Below are 16,482 nucleotides of genomic sequence, written 5' to 3' on the forward strand. Positions count from 1 at the left end.
AGCATATTAAACATTAATCGTTTAATTTTTAAGCCATTAACAATGAATATTTCTTAATAACTGCTAGCTCAAAAATTCAAATTTTAACCAAATAAACCAGACTTTTCAAAAATATTTCCCAATTTGAATTTATAAAACCATTCAAAGACTTATTTTTGCGCTATGGCAAAGAAAAACACAGACAAGATCGTTTTTGATCACATAAAAGTCCTTGATGCAGGTGCAAAAGGCGTATCGGTGGCAAAAGCCCCAGATGGAAAAGTAATTTTTATCCCCAATGTCGTTCCTGGCGACGTGGTCGATGTGCAAACTTTCAAAAAACGCAAAGCGTATTATGAAGGAAAAGCGGTGAAATTCCACGAATTTTCAGAGCATAGAATCGAACCAATTTGCGAACATTTTGGTGTTTGTGGTGGTTGCAAATGGCAGAACATGCAATACAGCCAGCAATTGTACTACAAACAAAACGAGGTTTTCAACCATTTGCAACGCATTGGAAAAATAGAACTTCCCGAATTCGAGCCGATTTTGGGTTCCGAAAAACAATTTTTCTACAGAAACAAAATGGAGTTTTCGTTTTCGAACAGTCGTTGGCTAACCGAAAAAGAAATAGATAGTACCGAAGATTTAGGAAACCGAAATGCTTTGGGTTTCCACATTCCGAAAATGTGGGACAAAATTCTGGACATCAATAAATGTCATTTACAAGAAGATCCTTCGAACCAAATTCGCAATGAAATCAGGGCTTTCGCCAATGAAAATGGTTTGACTTTTTTCAATCCAAGAGCACACGAAGGCTTGTTGAGAACCTTGATGATGCGCACCGCTTCGACTGGAGAAATTATGGTTTTAGTACAGTTTTTCGAAAATGACAAAGCTAATAGAGAGTTACTTCTCGACCACATTTACGAAAAATTCCCGCAGATTACTTCCTTGCAATATGTGGTCAACAACAAGGCCAACGACACTTTATACGATACCAACATCAAATTATATAAAGGTCGCGATTACATTTTGGAAGAAATGGAAGGGTTGAAATTCAGCATCAATGCCAAATCTTTTTACCAAACCAATTCCGATCAAGCCTACGAATTATATAAAATCACTCGTGATTTTGCTGGATTGACAGGTACGGAAACCGTTTATGATTTATACACCGGAACGGGAACGATTGCCCAATTCGTGTCGAAAAAAGCCAAAAAAGTCATAGGTGTGGAAAGTGTTCCTGAAGCAATCATTGATGCCAAGGCCAATGCCGAACGCAACAATATCATCAATTGCGAATTCCATGTAGGTGACATGAAAGTGGTTTTCAACGAAAGTTTCATTGCACAACACGGCAAACCCGACGTGATTATCACCGATCCACCGAGAGACGGAATGCACAAGGACGTGATTGAACAAATACTGAAAATAGAACCTTCAAAAATTGTTTATGTGAGTTGCAACTCGGCCACGCAAGCCAGAGATTTGGCTTTGATGGACGAAAAATACAAGGTAACCCGTGTTCGTCCCGTGGACATGTTTCCACAAACACATCACGTGGAAAATGTCGTACTTTTGGAGAAGAGAAATTAGTATTCAGTGTTCAGTCGCAGTAATCAGTTAGCACTATTTTCATTGAAAAATAATTTTTACCGTTGTCATTTAAAAAATATATGAAAAAAATAATTGCACTTTTATTGATAGCCACGTTCTCTTCCTCCAGTTGCGAGAAAGACGATATTTGCGATGCCAATACGCCCACCACGCCAAGGCTGGTAATCGAATTCTATAACATCAGTGATTCTTCAATATTAAAAAACGTGACCAATCTAAAAGTCATTGGAGAAGGAATGACAGAAGGCATCGTTTTTAATCCGAGTGCAACGGGTGAAGCCCAGTATTTGGTAAATGGAAGTTCCATTTCGATTCCTTTAAAAACGGACGTGGATACCACAACTTATAGTTTTATCCTCAATTCCGGCAACCCAAATCCCACATTGATAGACATTGACAAAGTCACGTTCAATTATACACGAAACGATGTTTTTGTATCAAGAGCTTGTGGTTTTAAAACCCTTTTTGTCTTTAGTCCAACCAATGCCATTGTGCATACCTCCGTACCAGCCACCAAACTAAAATGGATGCAATATATTTCGGTCGAAAAAAGTAACATAGATAACGAAAATGAAACACACATTAAAGTATTTTTTTAGTATTGGACTGCTGATGTCGTTGTCTTTTTCACAAGCACAGGACACTATTCCAAAGGCTAATTCCTCCGAAAAAAAGAAAATAGAAGGCGTTATTCCTGAAGCGCCAAAACAAGCTGCGGCAAAAACTTCGACAACAACGAAAACCGACACTATTGTTCCCGTGAAAAAGGATCGTTATGGTGTACGTGTGGGCGTTGATTTATATAAATTGACCCGTGGTTTATATGATGAAAATTACAAAGGAATCGAATTGGTGGGCGATTACCGCTTGACGAAAAATTATTATGCAGCAGCCGAAATTGGAAGCGAAGACAAAACCACCGAAGACGATCGTTTGAATACCACCACCAAAGGAACTTACCTAAAAGTAGGTTTTGATTATAATTTCTACGAAAACTGGTTGGATATGGAGAACATTATCTCCATCGGATTGCGAGGTGGTTTTAGCACTTTTAGCCAAGAATTGAACAGCTACAAAACTTATAATCCTTATCCTTATTGGGGTGAAATGCCTTGGAAAACTTCCGGAGAGACCTTTAATGGTTTAACCGCAGGCTGGATTGAAGTCGTTGCGGGCGTAAAAGTAAAAGTGTACAACAATATATTTGTGGGATTCAGTCTCCGAATGAACACTTTGGTCTATGACAAGAAACCAAGCGATGACTTCGAAAATCTTTACATTCCGGGATTCAACAGAACCTATGCCGGAAATTTTGGAGCTGGATTCAACTATACCATAACTTATTTTGTTCCACTTTATAAAAAGGTTGTCAAGCCGGAAAAGAAATAATTTAACACTAAATTTTTCATTTTTACAAAGGAGAAATCTCATTAATTGTTCTCGATATGTGATTTCTCCTTCGTCGAAATGAATTCTAAAATTACCCTATTTCCTTGATTCCTTTTATAAACAACCAGGACATGAATAATTTTTCGCCGTCTTTGGTTTTGGCGGCTTGAAATTTAGGTGATAAAATGGTACCCACCACGAAAGCGGTAAACGGAATCCACAAGCCTTCCAAATTGGTGTATTTTTCAATCAAAAATCGGAACGAGATAAACAATATCGCAAAACAACCCAGTTGGTATAGAAAGGCACGCACTTGTAATTTTGTCATTTTTCAAGGTATTTAAATTTCTAGAAACTGATTACTGAACACTGTCGTCCGTAACCTGAAACTTCGTTCTCTTGCTGCCTTCATACATTTCATATTTAACCAATCTTGCTTCGATGCTGGCGTTGAAAAGCTTGATTTTTCGGGAAGGTTTTAGTCCCACAAATTTCAAAGCTTCGAGATTTCCGGTGATGAACCAAGCGTTGGTTCCCGGATAATTTTTCTTCAAAGTGTCTCCAATATTCTTGTAGAATTCTTCCATGTGAATGTCCAATCGTTCGTCATAAGGCGGATTGAAAACGATATGCAATTTTCCCTGCGAGGTTTTTTCCGTGTCAAAAAAGTTTCTTTCCTCGATGGTGATGTATTCGTCCAGATTGGCGTTTTTGATATTGTCTTTGGCTTTCAAAACTGCCGATGGCGCTTTGTCGTATCCTTTTATGGTGTAATGAAATTCCCGAACTTTCTTCATCAAGGAATCCATGATTTGGTCAAACAAATCATTGTCCCAATCGTTCCATTTTTCGAAAGCAAATTCCTTGCGGTTAATGTTGGCCGGAATATTACAGGCAATCATTGCGGCTTCGGCCAAGAAAGTTCCCGAACCACACATGGGATCCAAGAAATCGCCTTGTCCGTCCCAACCCGAAAGCAACAGGATTCCTGCCGCCAATACTTCGTTGATTGGAGCAATATTGGTGGCTGTTCTGTAACCACGTTGGTGCAAAGAATTCCCCGAGGTGTCCAACGCCACCGAAACTTGGTCTTTGTCGATATGGATGTTGATTCTCAAATCGGGATGGATTTTCTCGATGCTCGGACGTTGTCCCGTTCTTTCTCGAAACTGGTCCACGATGGCGTCTTTACATTTTTGGGAAACAAATTCCGAATGATTAAAGTAAGTGGAATGCACGGTGGCATCAATCACGAAAGTCTGGTTGGCATTAAGATATTTCGACCAATTCACGCCTGAAATTCCTTTATACAAAGCCTGTTCGTTGGTGGCTTTAAAGAAATAAATAGGTTTCAGGATTTTCAAAGCGGTTCGCAAATACAAATTCGCCTTGTACATAAACCCTTTGTCTCCTTTGAAACTCACCATTCTCACGCCTTGTTCCACATCTTGTGCGCCCAGCATTTTCAATTCGTTTGCCAGTATTTCTTCAAAACCAAAAAAGGTTTTGGCAATCATTCTAAAATTATTTTCCATTGTAAAATCAAGTATTCGGTGCAAAAATACACTAAATTTGCATGACTTGAATTAATAGAAAAAGAATAAATGCCGAATTCACTAAAACCCAAAAACCACAACTGGTTCGCCTCCTGGTTTGACACTCCGTATTACCACATCCTTTATAAAGAACGAAATTACAGGGAAGCACAAGTTTTTATGGACAATTTGACCCATTACCTCAACCTTCCAGAGAAAGCTAAAGTCTTGGATTTATGTTGTGGCAAAGGGCGTCATTCCATTTATCTGAACCAATTGGGCTATGAAGTCATTGGTGCTGATTTGTCTGAAAACAGCATTGCCGAAGCCAATAAAAACCAAAATAAAACACTGCATTTTCAGGTGCATGACATGCGCGAGACTTTCGAAGACAAGTTTGACGCCATATTCAATTTGTTTACCAGTTTTGGTTATTTCGAAAATGACGAAGACAACCTGACCACTTTAAAGGCAATGAAAGAAAGCCTGACCGAACATGGTTTTGCCGTAATCGACTTCATGAACGTGAACCAAGTCATTGAAAATTTAGTTCCCGAAGAAGTAAAAACGGTGGACGGAATTGATTTTCACATCAAGCGTTATGTAAGCGATGGCCATATTTACAAGGAAATCGACTTTGAAGACCAAGGCGAAAAATTTCATTTTACCGAAAAAGTAAAAGCCTTGACACTAAAGGATTTTGAAGAAATGATGGATGAAGCGGGGATTTATCTCTTGGATATTTTTGGAGACTACAAATTGAAAAAATTCCACAAAACCGAAAGCGAACGATTAATCATGATTTTTAAATAGTTAGATTATGGTTGAATATTGTTTAAAATGGTTTAAAGTTGTTTAAAAAATTAAACTCTTAAACAACCTTAAACTTTTAAACAACTTTAAACTTTTAAACCTTTAAACAATAAATGAATTACCTTTTACCCTTATTTTCAGTCTTGACAGGTTATGGCATTGCCTTGTTTTTAAAACCGAAAAGCAAAACCAGCCTTAAATTATTATTGGCATTTAGCGGTTCCTTCTTGCTTTCTTTAACCGTGATGCACTTGTTGCCGGACGTTTACGAAAGCGACAATCACAACATTGGAATCTTCATTATGGCTGGAATTTTGTTCCAGATTATCTTGGAATTTTTTTCCAAAGGTGCCGAACACGGTCACGTACATGGTCACGACAAAATGTACCACATGCCTTGGTTGTTGTTTATCAGCTTGTGTATTCACGCCTTTCTGGAAGGATTCCCGGTAAGTCATCACCACAGTTTAGCGCTGGGAATTGCCATTCATCACTTTCCGATAGCCATCATCCTGACCTTGTTTTTTATCAATTCTAAGCTGGACTCAAAAGCCATTTTTGTCTTTATGTTAACTTTCGCACTGATGACGCCAATGGGAACCATCATATCCGATTATTTCCCAACATTAAATGCGTATTATACCGAAATTACAGCTGTTGTGATCGGGATATTGTTTCATATTTCATCCACGATTATTTTTGAAACCAGCGAAGGACACAAGTTCAATATCGCCAAGGTTTCGATGATTATTTTCGGGGTGGTGTTGGCGTATTTTATATAGATTAATTCACTAAATTTGTAAAAACAATCACAAATGGAAGCAACAATTTTAGAAAGAATCACCATAAAACCAGACGTTTGCAATGGCAAACCAACTGTTAGAGGAATGCGAATTACTGTGGAAACTATTTTACAATATTTGTCGGCAGGAGATTCTGTGGAAACTATTTTGGAAGCCTATCCTTTCCTGGAAAAAGAGGATATTCAGGCTTGCATCGCTTTTGCCCTAAAAAACTTGTCTTCTTATAAAAATGATGTTCAATTAGCTAGTTAACTATGAATTTTTCATTTTTAGTCGATGTAATTTTGCCAAAATATTTCAGTTTCTTCAATTCAAACTCATTTATTTTTGTCTCCGACATTGATTTGCAAATGAGCGATACCGAAATATGGAATTATGCTTTGAAAAATGAATTGGTCATTCTCACAAAAAACACCGACTTCTACAACCGATTTTTGGTTTCGGAAAATGCTCCAAAAATTATTTATTTCCAATTAGGCAATTTATCCTTGAAACAATTGCATCAGTATTTCAACAGCAATTGGGACAAAATTCAAGCCGAAATTGAGACTTCAAGACTTATTGTTGCTAAAGAAAATCATATTGAATGTGTCAGTTAATTAAGTCTATTAAAAAAACATTTTCTGTTTTAAACATCTTTGCTTTAGTTACCATTTTAGCAACTACTTTCTTTTATATTGGAAGTAAAGAACAATTTGAAGAAATTATACAAAATTCTTTATACACGTTTATTTTGGGTAAATTGGCACTTAATTTTTTTATAATTCTGTTTTACATATCAATAGATTTCCTTTTTAATAAATTTCTATTTTTAGACAAGGAATCAAAAAAAATATTTTTAAATTCCTCGATGATTCTAAATGTTTTTTCTGCTATTTTCATTACTATTTTTCTTTATAACTCAATAAAATGACCTTTACAAAAACCACCGAACAATCCTCGAAATACGAACATTTAGAAAAAATGTCGGTTCAGGAATTATTGTTTAACATCAATCAGGAAGACAAAACCGTGCCTCTTGCCGTGGAAAAAGCCTTGCCTCAAATCGAAGCTTTGGTTACCGAAATTGTTGCCAAAATGAAACTCGGCGGTCGATTGTTCTATATTGGAGCTGGAACTTCAGGACGTTTGGGCGTTGTGGATGCTTCGGAATGTCCGCCAACCTTTGGCGTTCCTTTTGACTTGGTCAACGGAATCATTGCCGGTGGCGACAAAGCCATTCGCAGGGCGGTAGAAAATGCCGAAGACAATGCGACTCAAGCCTGGATTGATTTACAAGAACACAACATCAACGAAAATGATGTCGTGGTGGGAATTGCCGCTTCGGGAACCACACCTTATGTAATTGGCGGTTTGAAAGCCTGCAACGAAAATAATATCAGCACGGGAAGTATTTCCTGCAATGCGGGAAGTCCGCTTTCGCAAACGGCAAAATTCCCGATAGAAGTGATTGTTGGCCCAGAATTTGTTACGGGAAGTTCCCGAATGAAAGCCGGAACAGCGCAAAAATTAGTACTCAACATGATTTCGACGGCCTCCATGATTCAACTGGGGAAAGTGAAAGGCAACAAAATGGTCGACATGCAATTGAGCAACAGCAAACTCGTGGATCGCGGCGTAAAAATGATTATGGGAGAAATTCCCGTTTCATACGAAAAAGCGGCTGAATTACTTGCAAAATACGGAAGTGTTCGAAAAGCAGTTGACAACCATAAATAATCCCTTATCAAAAAAAATGAAAAAATTAATTTTACTATTTACTATTTTACTTTGTGTAAAAGCCTTTTCACAAGAAATAACAACTGAAAAAGATCGCTTTTTTGTTGGTGGAAAAAAAATATCAAACAGTGAAGTCAAAACTTTATTGGCATCTAACACAGAGGCTTTATCCCTTTACAAAGCTTCGAGAACCAAAAGTTCTGTTGGAGGTTTTCTACTTGGATTTGGTGGCGGATTAATCATTGCCGATCTTCTTTCTGGAGCAACAGCCGACATAACCTACCCAACTGCTCTTACCTATGTAGGCTTAGCATCATTAATCACTTCAATTCCTGTTTTATCTGGAAGAAACAAAAAAATGAAAGAAAGTCTCGATTTGTACAATGAAGGTTTAAAAAAAACGAGTACTAACACTTCTGATTTTGAACTTAATATAGTTTCCAATCAAAACGGCTACGGCTTACAATTTAGATTTAAAAAATGGCAACCAACAAAGAACTTTTATCCAAAGGAATCAAATACTTGGCTTGGGCTTTGCCTTTGCTTTTTATAGGTCCCTCCTTGATTTACAATGCGTTCATCAACAAGCAAAATGTGTGGCATTATTTGGTTTTGGCAGTAGGAATCGCCATTTGCATTGGCTCCGTATATTTAATCGTTTTGGGACTGAAAACAATGGTGCGCAGTTTATTTAACGATTAATACCGATTATACAAAATATATAGCCCAATATATTGTACTATTATTTTGTTATATCGGCATTATACCACAAATTTATAAGTAAGACAAATAAAATATAATTGGTATAATTTGTATCTTTACTAAAAATTAGATTATGGATATTCAAGCCGAAATAAATTGGATACATCAAGAAATTGACAAAGTGAAAGACCCTACTTTTGTCGAGAAATTAAAACGCCTTTTGCTTTCCACAAACTCAATAACTGCTGAAACTACCAATGTTGATTACAATATCGATATTGAAAAAGCATTGGAAAGCATCAAGAATGGTCATTTTCACTCTGAGGATGAAGCAAGGGAAATTTCAAAAAAATGGGGAAGAAAATAATTTGGGCTTCCGATGCATTGCAACAATTGGAAGACATTCATTTTTATATTCTTTTTGAAAGCAAATCCATTCAGATTGCTGATAAAGTGATTGATAAAATTTTTGACAGCACTGAAATTCTAAAAACCAAACCCGAAATCTACAAACTCGATTCAAAGAAAAACAACAACGACGGAAGTTTTAGAGCTTACTTCGTCTATGATTATATGATTTCATATCAAATTACTACTGATTGTATTCAAATTCTTCGAGTTAGACATACCGCAAGAAAACCCAAAAAATTCTAATGGAAAACCTCATACACACCCACAAAACGTTCGAAAAAGTTTCTTTTACGGACAAAAAAGTCACCAATCGGGAGTTTGAGGACTGCGTTTTCAAGAACTGCGATTTCTCGAACAGCAATTTCTGGAACAATACTTTTATGGATTGTGAATTCATAGATTGCAATCTTTCGATGATGCAATTGGACGGAACGAGCTTGAAAACGGTTCATTTCAAAACCTGCAAATTACTGGGAATCCAGTTTAATTCCTGTGCCGATTTTATGTTTAGCGTGAGTTTCCAGGATTGCCTTTTGGATTATTCGTCTTTTGCCAACAAAAAAATGCCGAAGACCAAGTTCAATACCTGCTCGATGAAAGAAGTTTCATTTATTGGAACGAATCTTACGAATTCGACTTTCGAAAATTGTAATTTGGATAACGCCATTTTTAACGACACCCAATTGGCGGGAGCTGATTTCAGGACGGCTTACAATTATAAAATTGATCCTGAAGCCAATCCAATGCGTAAAGCCAAGTTTTCGACCCAAGGAATCGTGGGATTATTGGATAAATACGACATAAAAATTGAGTAAATCCTCACCCCCAGCCCCTCTCCAAAGGAGAGGGGAGTCAAAACTGTAATAAAAAATGAAATGAAAAAAATAATCTTTCTTCTTCCGACACTATTGCTACTGTCTTGCTACAACGCAGAAAAAAATTGCAAGGATTTCAAAACCGGGAAATTCAAATTTGAACATGAAGTGGACGGCGTGAAAAAAACTACCGTTTTTGAACGCAAAGACAGCATCGAAATTGAAACTTTTGAAGGCAAAACCGACACTTCCAGCATTCGATGGGTCAGCGATTGTGAATACGTCATCCAAAAAATTCACCCAAAGAACATGGCGGAAAAAAAAGCAATTACCATAAAAATTTTGACAACTACCAAGAATTCCTATATCTTTGAATTCGGAATCGTGGGCAGCGACGAAAAGCAGCGCGGAACCGTCATTAAACTCTAGCATTCAGTGTTCAGTCGCAGTTTACAGATTTAAATCTACAAAAACGCATAATTCATAACCCCTAAATTTACACTTAAAATGGAAGTATTTTTAAATCCAGATGCATGGATTGCCTTGTTAACATTAACTTTTCTGGAAATTGTACTGGGAATAGACAACATTATTTTCATATCGATTGTCACCGGGAAATTGCCTCAAGAAAAACGCAAAAAAGCCACAAAAATTGGTATGTTTCTGGCCATGTTCATGAGAATTGCGCTGTTGTTTGGCATCAGTTTTTTAATTCAGATGAAAAAACCTTGGTTTTACATTGATTTTAGTTGGTTTTCCGCAGGAGTTACGGGCCAAAGTCTCATTTTGTTGTTTGGAGGTTTATTCCTGATTTATAAAAGCACCAAAGAAATCCATGACAAAGTGGATGAAAGAGGCGAGGAAGAAAAAGAAATCGGCAAGGCGGCCTCAAAATCCTTTCAAGGCGTACTTTTACAAATCATCATGATTGATTTAGTTTTCTCTTTTGACAGCATCCTGACGGCAGTTGGCATGACAAACGGCGTTGAAGGCGCACTTTATATCATGATTACTGCGGTAGTCATTTCGGTGTTGATCATGATGCAATTTGCCGTTCCTGTTGGTGCTTTTGTCAACAAACATCCTTCCATCCAAATTCTGGGATTGTCGTTTTTGATACTTATCGGTTTTATGTTGATTACTGAAAGTGCCCATTTATCAAATGCCTTAATCTTTGGCGGCCACGTCACTCCCGTGCAAAAAGGGTATTTGTATTTTGCCATTAGCTTCTCGTTGTTTGTGGAGTTTTTAAACATGAAAATCGACAAGAAAAAGAAATAAAATAGTCAAACAAAAAAGCTCCTTTATGGGGCTTTTTTTATTCTAAAAAAAATTAACTTCGTTCCACAAACAAGCGTCATGAAAAACACGATATCCCATAGAGTAGCCGATTTTTTAAAAAATTATCCTCCTTTCAGTTTTTTAAAACAAAAAGAACTGGAAAGTATTTCGGAACAAATATCCATCATTTACAAAGAAAAAGACAGTGTCGTGTTTGCCGAAAACGAAGAAACCCACGACAGTTTTTATGTGGTTCACAAAGGAGCCGTAGCCCTTGGAACAAGCCGGCAAAACGATATTCTGGATATGTGTGATGAAGGCGATATTTTCGGATTGAGACCACTTATCGCCAATGAAAACTACCAAATGGAAGCCAGAGCCTATGAGGAAACTATTCTTTATGCCATTCCTTTGACTATATTTAGGCCATATGCATTGGAAAACAGAGCCGTGGGTAATTTTTTGATAGAAAGCTTTGCCTCCAACACGCTCCATCCCTACTCCAAAAGTCACAGAGGGAAACTATATGGAGAGGATTCACTGGACGCTGAGGCAAAACTATTGGACTTGCATCCCGTAAAATATTCCAAAAAATTAATCAGCTGTTATGCAACAACTACGGCAAAAGACATTGCCGAAATCATGATCCGAAAAAATGTGGGTGCCATCCTCGTCGTGGAAGAAGAGATGCTGCCCATCGGCATTATTACCGACAAAGATTTGAGGAATAAAATCGTGACCGGACTATTCCCAATTACGGCCACTGCCGCCGAAATTATGACTGCTCCCGTTATTACCTATCCCAAGAAAATGACCATTACACAAGCCCAAATGGCGATGATGAAAAGTGACATCAGCCATTTATGCATCACGAAAGATGGCACGGTCAATTCCAAAGCCGTTGGAATGTTATCCAAACACGATGTCATGGTATCCTTGGGCAATAATCCGGCCGTGTTGATAAAAGCCATAAAAAGAGCCAAGAAAGCCAAGCATTTAAAACCCATACGAGCCCGCATTATGCAATTGTTGCAAGGCTACATCGACCAAAATATCCCCACGATGCTGACTTCCAAAATAATCACGGAATTAAACGATGCCTGCATCAAACAAGTCATTGCCATATCATTGGACAAAATGGAAACGCCTCCGCCCGTGAAGTTTGCTTGGTTGGCCATGGGCAGTCAAGGAAGAAGCGAACAGTTGCTGCAAACCGACCAGGACAACGCCTTGATTTATGAAGATGTTCCGGAAGAGTTGGAAGAAAAAACCAAAAAGTATTTCTTGGAATTGGCCACTTATGTTAATAAAGGCCTCTTTGACATAGGTTATGAATATTGCCCTGCCGAAATGATGGCTTCCAATCCGAAATGGTGTTTAAGCCTTGGCCAATGGAAAGAAATGATCTACCGCTGGATTACCAATACCGGGAAAACCGAAGTATTGTTGTCCTTCATCTTTTTCGATTACAGCCTGTCATTTGGCGATAGCGAACTCACCAACAATTTGTCGGATTTTATTTTTGAAAATGTAAAAGCCAATCCCATCTTTTATGTTCACTTGGTTGGTGGTGCACTTCAAAGCCCTTCACCAACGGGGTTCTTCAGGCAATTTTTATTGGAACAAGACGGAGTCAACAAAGACTTCTTCAACATAAAAAACAGGGCTTTGATGCCACTGGCCGATGCAGCCAGAGTATTGATTCTTTACCATGCCGTAAAATCCATCAGCAATACGGTAGAACGCTTTGAAAAACTGGCAGAATTAGAACCCGAAAATAGCGAACTCTTCACGGCATGCGCCCAAGCCTATAAAGTATTGCTGAAATTCAGGACTCGACAAGGTCTTGCACATAATGATTCCGGTCAATATATTGCCTTGGAATCCTTGTCCAAATCAGAAAAAATACAACTGAAAAGCACTTTTAAAACCATCAAGGAATTGCAAGAGATTATTTCCATCCGATTTAATGTTTCAAATATATTATAATGAGTTTCTCCGAAAAAATAAAAACCATACTGTCTTTTGTTTGGGACACTTCCGAAAAATCAACTGACGAAGATTTATTGGGCGACATCAACACGACCCGTTTTGTTGTTTTGGACACCGAGACTACAGGTTTCGACTATGAAAAGGACCGCATACTTTGCATTGGCGCCATCGTTTTGCAAAACAACACGATTTCTGTACAAGACAGTTTTGAAGTTTATATTGTACAGGAACATTACAACAAAGCGACGGCACAAATCCACGGAATATTGAAAGATTTTGTCTTGGATCGCCCCAACGAATTGGAGGCTTTACAACAGTTTCTAGATTTTCTGGGCGACTCCATCATCATTGCCCATCATACCGTATTTGATGTCACCATGATCAACAAGGCATTGGAGAGAAATGGATTGCCGGAATTAAAAAACAGGACTTTGGACACCGCAACGCTGTACAAAAAGACGCTAATCAAATCCTATCTTTTGGAGCGAAAAGAGCATTATACCCTGGACGAGCTAGCCGATAAATTCGACATCTCGAAAAAAGACAGGCATACCGCCATGGGAGATGCCTATATTACGGCCATTGCTTTCTTGAAAATCCTGAAGAAATTAAGAGAAAAAGGAGAAATTACCTTGAAACAATTGTTCATCAAATAAGGGCAAAACCTGTTTATTTTCCATCCACATAATCCTGCAAATAGCTGAATCTTGGAGTCAGTTTTCCTCTTTCGGTGATTTTGGCTCGATGTAGAATTCCGTCTTTGTCGCCATTGAAAAATGCGGGAATCACGTGTTCCAGAAACATTTCGCCAAAACCTTCACTGGAGTCTTTGGGCAATTCGCAAGGCAAATTATTCACTGCCATCACCACTATGGCGGCTGGATGAAAAACGTCTACTTCCCTGTTTTCGCTTGGCAAATAACCATAAAAAGGTTCAGCAATGGTCGATGTTCTCAAGGAACAAGCAATAGAACCATCGACGTCGCACGAAATATCTGCAACCACTTTTATTTTGCAATCATGGGCTTGAAGCATTTCGCGAGTCAGGATATCTGGAGCTCCATTGGCGTGAAAATGTGCCGTAATATAAATATCGGACACTTTGGCAAAACGCTCAAAATTGGAAGTGTACTCTTGTGGATTTTGTGAAAAATCATTAAATTCAAAAGGTTTTCCATCTATTCTTCGATTGTAATCCGATGCGTGAATTTGGGTATAAACGGATTGCGTAAAGTTTTTGGCCAGATAATTTTCAATCGAAACTTCCTTGATTTTTATGGCATCCAAAACTTCTTTGACACCGCTGCCCACATTTCCGGTTCCGGTAACCACGAATTTCAATGGTGGCATAACCAGGCGCTTCAAATGGGTTATCAAGGCGTCTTTTCCTGAAAGCGTTTCTGCTTTTGGAAGTTTGAACAATTCGAATTTTATTCCAAAAGCCCTGATGCTATTGTAGGCACCAACAATTCCCGCATATTTTCCGAAGCCAACCAATCTGTGATTCTGGGCATCGACAATAGTTTCGAAATCGTATAAATCGATGTTTTTTTCCAATATGGCCTGTAACAATTTTCTGTTGTGGGGCTGTTTTTTGATGGTGTGCGAAAAAAAGAAATACGATTTATCGGGAATCAAATTTTCTACTGGAATCTCTTTTATACCGAACAAATAATCACAATCGCTGATGTCGTTTGTCAGCTCGATTCCTCTATTTTTATATTCGTCGTCGTTAAAAACCCTGATGTCCGAACTTTCAATTTTTACCGAAAGGTCAGGATGCAGTTGTTTTAATCGTGCCAATTCGTCTGGAGAAAATACAACTCTCTTGTCTGGCGGATTTTTGCGCTCTTTTATAATTCCGAATTTCATGTCTTTCGAATACTTTTAATTATTACAACCCAACAACTTGCATTTGTTACAAATATAACACTATATCTTGATCCGGGTTTCCAATATTTTAAAATTTAAAGCCTTAAAACCATTAAAAACTGAAAACCAACAGGATAAATAGTAACTGTAAAAAAAATAAAATAATACTGTTAAGGTTTTCAAAAAACAGATAAACCAAAAGAAATTGATTCTATATATTTGTCTTTCGACTAACTTAAAAATGAATTTTATCAAACGCACAAATATACTACAAATACTTGTCCTATTATTAGTTGCAAGTTCCTGTAAAAAAGAAACAAAGGAAATTTCAGAAGCCGAATTAAAAGATTCAGAACTACCAAAAGGCATGTTGCCCAAGATGAAACCTTTAGAAAATGAAACCCCTATCCTTACCGCTGATTATATTGCCGAGAAAAAAAGAAAAATAGATTCTTTTTACAATAAAAACTGGCCCAACAACAGCATGAACGGTGCTTTTCTTGTGGCCAAGAATGGCCAAATCATCTATGAAAAATACGAGGGATATGCCAATTTTAGAGACAAAACACCCATTACGAGCACTACTCCCATTCATATCGCATCGGTGAGCAAAGTTCTTACGGCCACGGCCATTTTGAAATTAGTCAATGCCAAAAGAATTGACTTGGACCAGAAAGTGACCTATTATCTAAAAGAATTTCCTTATCCGGATGTTACCGTAAGAATGCTGTTGAGCCACCGAAGCGGAATGCGTAGTTATGCCTATTTTACGGATCGAGACAAAAGCGTTTGGGACAGACACAACACCTTGACCAATCAAGATATTTTGACCATTATGGGAACCAAGAATATTGGTTTGGAACAAAAAACAGGTACCCGATTTGCTTACTGCAATACCAATTATGCCATGTTGGCCTTGATTATCGAAAAAGTCACCAAGCTTTCGTATAGAGAAGCGATGAGTCAAATGATATTTAAACCACTAGGCATGACCAATACTTTTGTTTTGGATTTTGACAAAGACAAACATAATGTAGCACCATCTTATAAAGGCAATAAAGTAGAAATAGGCATCGATTATCTGGACAAGGTTTATGGAGACAAAAACATCTATTCCACTCCCAGAGATTTATTGAAATTTGACAGAGCCCGAAATTCACCTTCTTTTTTGGAGCCTGAATTATTGTCCCAAGTTTACACTGGATATAGCAATGAACATCCAGGAACCAAAAATTATGGTTTGGGCATTCGAATGGTGAATTGGCCCAATGGCAAAAATTTCTATTTCCATAACGGTTGGTGGCACGGTTTTACTTCCTCTTACATTACTCTAAAAGACGAAAACGCTACCATAATTGCCTTGTCCAATAAATACACCAAGAGCACCTATGCCGTTAGAAAGCTGTCAGTACTGTTTGGAGATTATCCGTTTAAAGTCGAAGATGAATAGTTTGGAAGTGGGAAGTTAGAGGTGGGAAGTTAGAAGCTTGGAGATGGAAGTTTTATAACAGAGATTTAAACATTTAAATATTGGCATTGAAATTGCTATTG

At 37.8% G+C, this 16,482-nt stretch carries 21 protein-coding genes; 18 read left to right on the forward strand and 3 right to left on the reverse strand.

Annotated elements, in window-relative coordinates; genetic code table 11:
* Positions 1 to 162 precede the first annotated feature (162 nt).
* The 3 genes from rlmD (at position 163) to OZP13_RS08035 (ending at position 2,988) form a co-directional block, all read left to right on the forward strand.
* Positions 163 to 1,578, forward strand: coding sequence for a 23S rRNA (uracil(1939)-C(5))-methyltransferase RlmD (gene rlmD / locus OZP13_RS08025; RefSeq protein WP_281299273.1), 1,416 nt, complete (start codon positions 163 to 165; stop codon positions 1,576 to 1,578).
* A gap of 80 nt (positions 1,579 to 1,658) precedes the next feature.
* Complete coding sequence (locus OZP13_RS08030) at positions 1,659 to 2,198, forward strand: DUF6452 family protein (RefSeq protein WP_269243354.1); 540 nt, start codon at positions 1,659 to 1,661, stop codon at positions 2,196 to 2,198.
* Positions 2,170 to 2,988 carry a DUF6048 family protein gene (locus OZP13_RS08035; RefSeq protein ID WP_281299274.1) on the forward strand — a complete coding sequence of 273 codons (819 nt, stop codon included), beginning with the start codon at positions 2,170 to 2,172 and terminating at the stop codon, positions 2,986 to 2,988. Before OZP13_RS08030 ends, OZP13_RS08035 begins: the two co-directional genes overlap by 29 nt.
* A 91-nt stretch (positions 2,989 to 3,079) precedes the next feature.
* Here the strand turns inward: OZP13_RS08035 and OZP13_RS08040 are convergent, their stop codons facing one another.
* Positions 3,080 to 3,316, reverse strand: a complete 237-nt coding sequence (locus OZP13_RS08040) for a hypothetical protein (protein ID WP_281299275.1) — start codon at positions 3,314 to 3,316, stop codon at positions 3,080 to 3,082.
* Between the two features lie 31 nt (positions 3,317 to 3,347).
* Entirely contained in the window at positions 3,348 to 4,523 is a 1,176-nt protein-coding gene (locus OZP13_RS08045; protein WP_281299276.1) for a THUMP domain-containing class I SAM-dependent RNA methyltransferase, read from the reverse strand.
* 69 nt (positions 4,524 to 4,592) lie between these two features.
* On the opposite strand from OZP13_RS08045, the gene OZP13_RS08050 reads away from it, so the two are divergent.
* The 14 genes from OZP13_RS08050 (at position 4,593) to OZP13_RS08115 (ending at position 13,715) form a co-directional block, all read left to right on the forward strand.
* A complete protein-coding gene (locus OZP13_RS08050) occupies positions 4,593 to 5,336 on the forward strand; it encodes a class I SAM-dependent DNA methyltransferase (RefSeq protein ID WP_281299277.1) in 744 nt (247 codons plus the stop codon).
* A 113-nt stretch (positions 5,337 to 5,449) separates the two neighbouring features.
* A complete protein-coding gene (locus OZP13_RS08055) occupies positions 5,450 to 6,118 on the forward strand; it encodes a ZIP family metal transporter (protein WP_281299278.1) in 669 nt (222 codons plus the stop codon).
* A gap of 33 nt (positions 6,119 to 6,151) precedes the next feature.
* Positions 6,152 to 6,391 carry a DUF433 domain-containing protein gene (locus OZP13_RS08060; RefSeq protein ID WP_269243356.1) on the forward strand — a complete coding sequence of 80 codons (240 nt, stop codon included), beginning with the start codon at positions 6,152 to 6,154 and terminating at the stop codon, positions 6,389 to 6,391.
* Between the two features lie 2 nt (positions 6,392 to 6,393).
* Entirely contained in the window at positions 6,394 to 6,738 is a 345-nt protein-coding gene (locus OZP13_RS08065; RefSeq protein ID WP_269243357.1) for a DUF5615 family PIN-like protein, read from the forward strand.
* Positions 6,739 to 7,048: 310 nt separating this feature from the next.
* Entirely contained in the window at positions 7,049 to 7,858 is an 810-nt protein-coding gene (gene murQ / locus OZP13_RS08070; protein ID WP_281299279.1) for an N-acetylmuramic acid 6-phosphate etherase, read from the forward strand.
* A 16-nt stretch (positions 7,859 to 7,874) separates the two neighbouring features.
* A complete protein-coding gene (locus OZP13_RS08075; RefSeq protein WP_281299280.1) occupies positions 7,875 to 8,411 on the forward strand; it encodes a hypothetical protein in 537 nt (178 codons plus the stop codon).
* On the forward strand, positions 8,339 to 8,560 hold the full coding sequence (locus tag OZP13_RS08080) for a DUF6095 family protein (protein ID WP_281299281.1): 222 nt from the start codon (positions 8,339 to 8,341) through the stop codon (positions 8,558 to 8,560). Before OZP13_RS08075 ends, OZP13_RS08080 begins: the two co-directional genes overlap by 73 nt.
* Positions 8,561 to 8,693: 133 nt before the next feature.
* Complete coding sequence (locus tag OZP13_RS08085; RefSeq protein WP_269243362.1) at positions 8,694 to 8,927, forward strand: hypothetical protein; 234 nt, start codon at positions 8,694 to 8,696, stop codon at positions 8,925 to 8,927.
* The gene (locus OZP13_RS08090) at positions 8,912 to 9,214 is read left to right on the forward strand and encodes a type II toxin-antitoxin system RelE/ParE family toxin (protein ID WP_269243363.1); all 303 of its coding nucleotides are present in this window, start codon (positions 8,912 to 8,914) and stop codon (positions 9,212 to 9,214) included. Before OZP13_RS08085 ends, OZP13_RS08090 begins: the two co-directional genes overlap by 16 nt.
* Complete coding sequence (locus OZP13_RS08095; RefSeq protein WP_269243364.1) at positions 9,214 to 9,786, forward strand: pentapeptide repeat-containing protein; 573 nt, start codon at positions 9,214 to 9,216, stop codon at positions 9,784 to 9,786. Before OZP13_RS08090 ends, OZP13_RS08095 begins: the two co-directional genes overlap by 1 nt.
* A gap of 60 nt (positions 9,787 to 9,846) precedes the next feature.
* Positions 9,847 to 10,215 carry a DNA topoisomerase IV gene (locus OZP13_RS08100; protein ID WP_281299282.1) on the forward strand — a complete coding sequence of 123 codons (369 nt, stop codon included), beginning with the start codon at positions 9,847 to 9,849 and terminating at the stop codon, positions 10,213 to 10,215.
* A gap of 78 nt (positions 10,216 to 10,293) precedes the next feature.
* The gene (locus tag OZP13_RS08105) at positions 10,294 to 11,067 is read left to right on the forward strand and encodes a TerC family protein (RefSeq protein ID WP_281299283.1); all 774 of its coding nucleotides are present in this window, start codon (positions 10,294 to 10,296) and stop codon (positions 11,065 to 11,067) included.
* A gap of 78 nt (positions 11,068 to 11,145) precedes the next feature.
* The gene (locus OZP13_RS08110; protein ID WP_281299284.1) at positions 11,146 to 13,056 is read left to right on the forward strand and encodes a DUF294 nucleotidyltransferase-like domain-containing protein; all 1,911 of its coding nucleotides are present in this window, start codon (positions 11,146 to 11,148) and stop codon (positions 13,054 to 13,056) included.
* Positions 13,056 to 13,715, forward strand: coding sequence for a 3'-5' exonuclease (locus tag OZP13_RS08115; protein WP_269243366.1), 660 nt, complete (start codon positions 13,056 to 13,058; stop codon positions 13,713 to 13,715). The genes OZP13_RS08110 and OZP13_RS08115 overlap by 1 nt, the downstream gene beginning before the upstream one ends.
* Before the next feature lie 13 nt (positions 13,716 to 13,728).
* On the opposite strand, the gene OZP13_RS08120 is transcribed toward OZP13_RS08115, so the two are convergent.
* On the reverse strand, positions 13,729 to 14,931 hold the full coding sequence (locus OZP13_RS08120) for an NAD(P)-dependent oxidoreductase (RefSeq protein ID WP_281299285.1): 1,203 nt from the start codon (positions 14,929 to 14,931) through the stop codon (positions 13,729 to 13,731).
* 241 nt (positions 14,932 to 15,172) lie between these two features.
* Between OZP13_RS08120 and OZP13_RS08125 the strand changes: the two genes are divergently transcribed.
* Complete coding sequence (locus OZP13_RS08125; protein ID WP_281299286.1) at positions 15,173 to 16,381, forward strand: serine hydrolase domain-containing protein; 1,209 nt, start codon at positions 15,173 to 15,175, stop codon at positions 16,379 to 16,381.
* Positions 16,382 to 16,482 lie beyond the last annotated feature (101 nt).

Origin of the sequence: Flavobacterium limnophilum, assembly GCF_027111315.2 — a bacterium.
Lineage (GTDB): Bacteria > Bacteroidota > Bacteroidia > Flavobacteriales > Flavobacteriaceae > Flavobacterium > Flavobacterium limnophilum.

Coding starts and splice junctions, on each gene's coding strand:
- rlmD (WP_281299273.1), top strand. CDS start 163: ATGGCAAAGAAAAACACAGACAAGATCGTTTTTGATCACATAAAAGTC.
- OZP13_RS08030 (WP_269243354.1), top strand. CDS start 1,659: ATGAAAAAAATAATTGCACTTTTATTGATAGCCACGTTCTCTTCCTCC.
- OZP13_RS08035 (WP_281299274.1), top strand. CDS start 2,170: ATGAAACACACATTAAAGTATTTTTTTAGTATTGGACTGCTGATGTCG.
- OZP13_RS08040 (WP_281299275.1), bottom strand. CDS start 3,316: ATGACAAAATTACAAGTGCGTGCCTTTCTATACCAACTGGGTTGTTTT.
- OZP13_RS08045 (WP_281299276.1), bottom strand. CDS start 4,523: ATGGAAAATAATTTTAGAATGATTGCCAAAACCTTTTTTGGTTTTGAA.
- OZP13_RS08050 (WP_281299277.1), top strand. CDS start 4,593: ATGCCGAATTCACTAAAACCCAAAAACCACAACTGGTTCGCCTCCTGG.
- OZP13_RS08055 (WP_281299278.1), top strand. CDS start 5,450: ATGAATTACCTTTTACCCTTATTTTCAGTCTTGACAGGTTATGGCATT.
- OZP13_RS08060 (WP_269243356.1), top strand. CDS start 6,152: ATGGAAGCAACAATTTTAGAAAGAATCACCATAAAACCAGACGTTTGC.
- OZP13_RS08065 (WP_269243357.1), top strand. CDS start 6,394: ATGAATTTTTCATTTTTAGTCGATGTAATTTTGCCAAAATATTTCAGT.
- murQ (WP_281299279.1), top strand. CDS start 7,049: ATGACCTTTACAAAAACCACCGAACAATCCTCGAAATACGAACATTTA.
- OZP13_RS08075 (WP_281299280.1), top strand. CDS start 7,875: ATGAAAAAATTAATTTTACTATTTACTATTTTACTTTGTGTAAAAGCC.
- OZP13_RS08080 (WP_281299281.1), top strand. CDS start 8,339: ATGGCAACCAACAAAGAACTTTTATCCAAAGGAATCAAATACTTGGCT.
- OZP13_RS08085 (WP_269243362.1), top strand. CDS start 8,694: ATGGATATTCAAGCCGAAATAAATTGGATACATCAAGAAATTGACAAA.
- OZP13_RS08090 (WP_269243363.1), top strand. CDS start 8,912: ATGGGGAAGAAAATAATTTGGGCTTCCGATGCATTGCAACAATTGGAA.
- OZP13_RS08095 (WP_269243364.1), top strand. CDS start 9,214: ATGGAAAACCTCATACACACCCACAAAACGTTCGAAAAAGTTTCTTTT.
- OZP13_RS08100 (WP_281299282.1), top strand. CDS start 9,847: ATGAAAAAAATAATCTTTCTTCTTCCGACACTATTGCTACTGTCTTGC.
- OZP13_RS08105 (WP_281299283.1), top strand. CDS start 10,294: ATGGAAGTATTTTTAAATCCAGATGCATGGATTGCCTTGTTAACATTA.
- OZP13_RS08110 (WP_281299284.1), top strand. CDS start 11,146: ATGAAAAACACGATATCCCATAGAGTAGCCGATTTTTTAAAAAATTAT.
- OZP13_RS08115 (WP_269243366.1), top strand. CDS start 13,056: ATGAGTTTCTCCGAAAAAATAAAAACCATACTGTCTTTTGTTTGGGAC.
- OZP13_RS08120 (WP_281299285.1), bottom strand. CDS start 14,931: ATGAAATTCGGAATTATAAAAGAGCGCAAAAATCCGCCAGACAAGAGA.
- OZP13_RS08125 (WP_281299286.1), top strand. CDS start 15,173: ATGAATTTTATCAAACGCACAAATATACTACAAATACTTGTCCTATTA.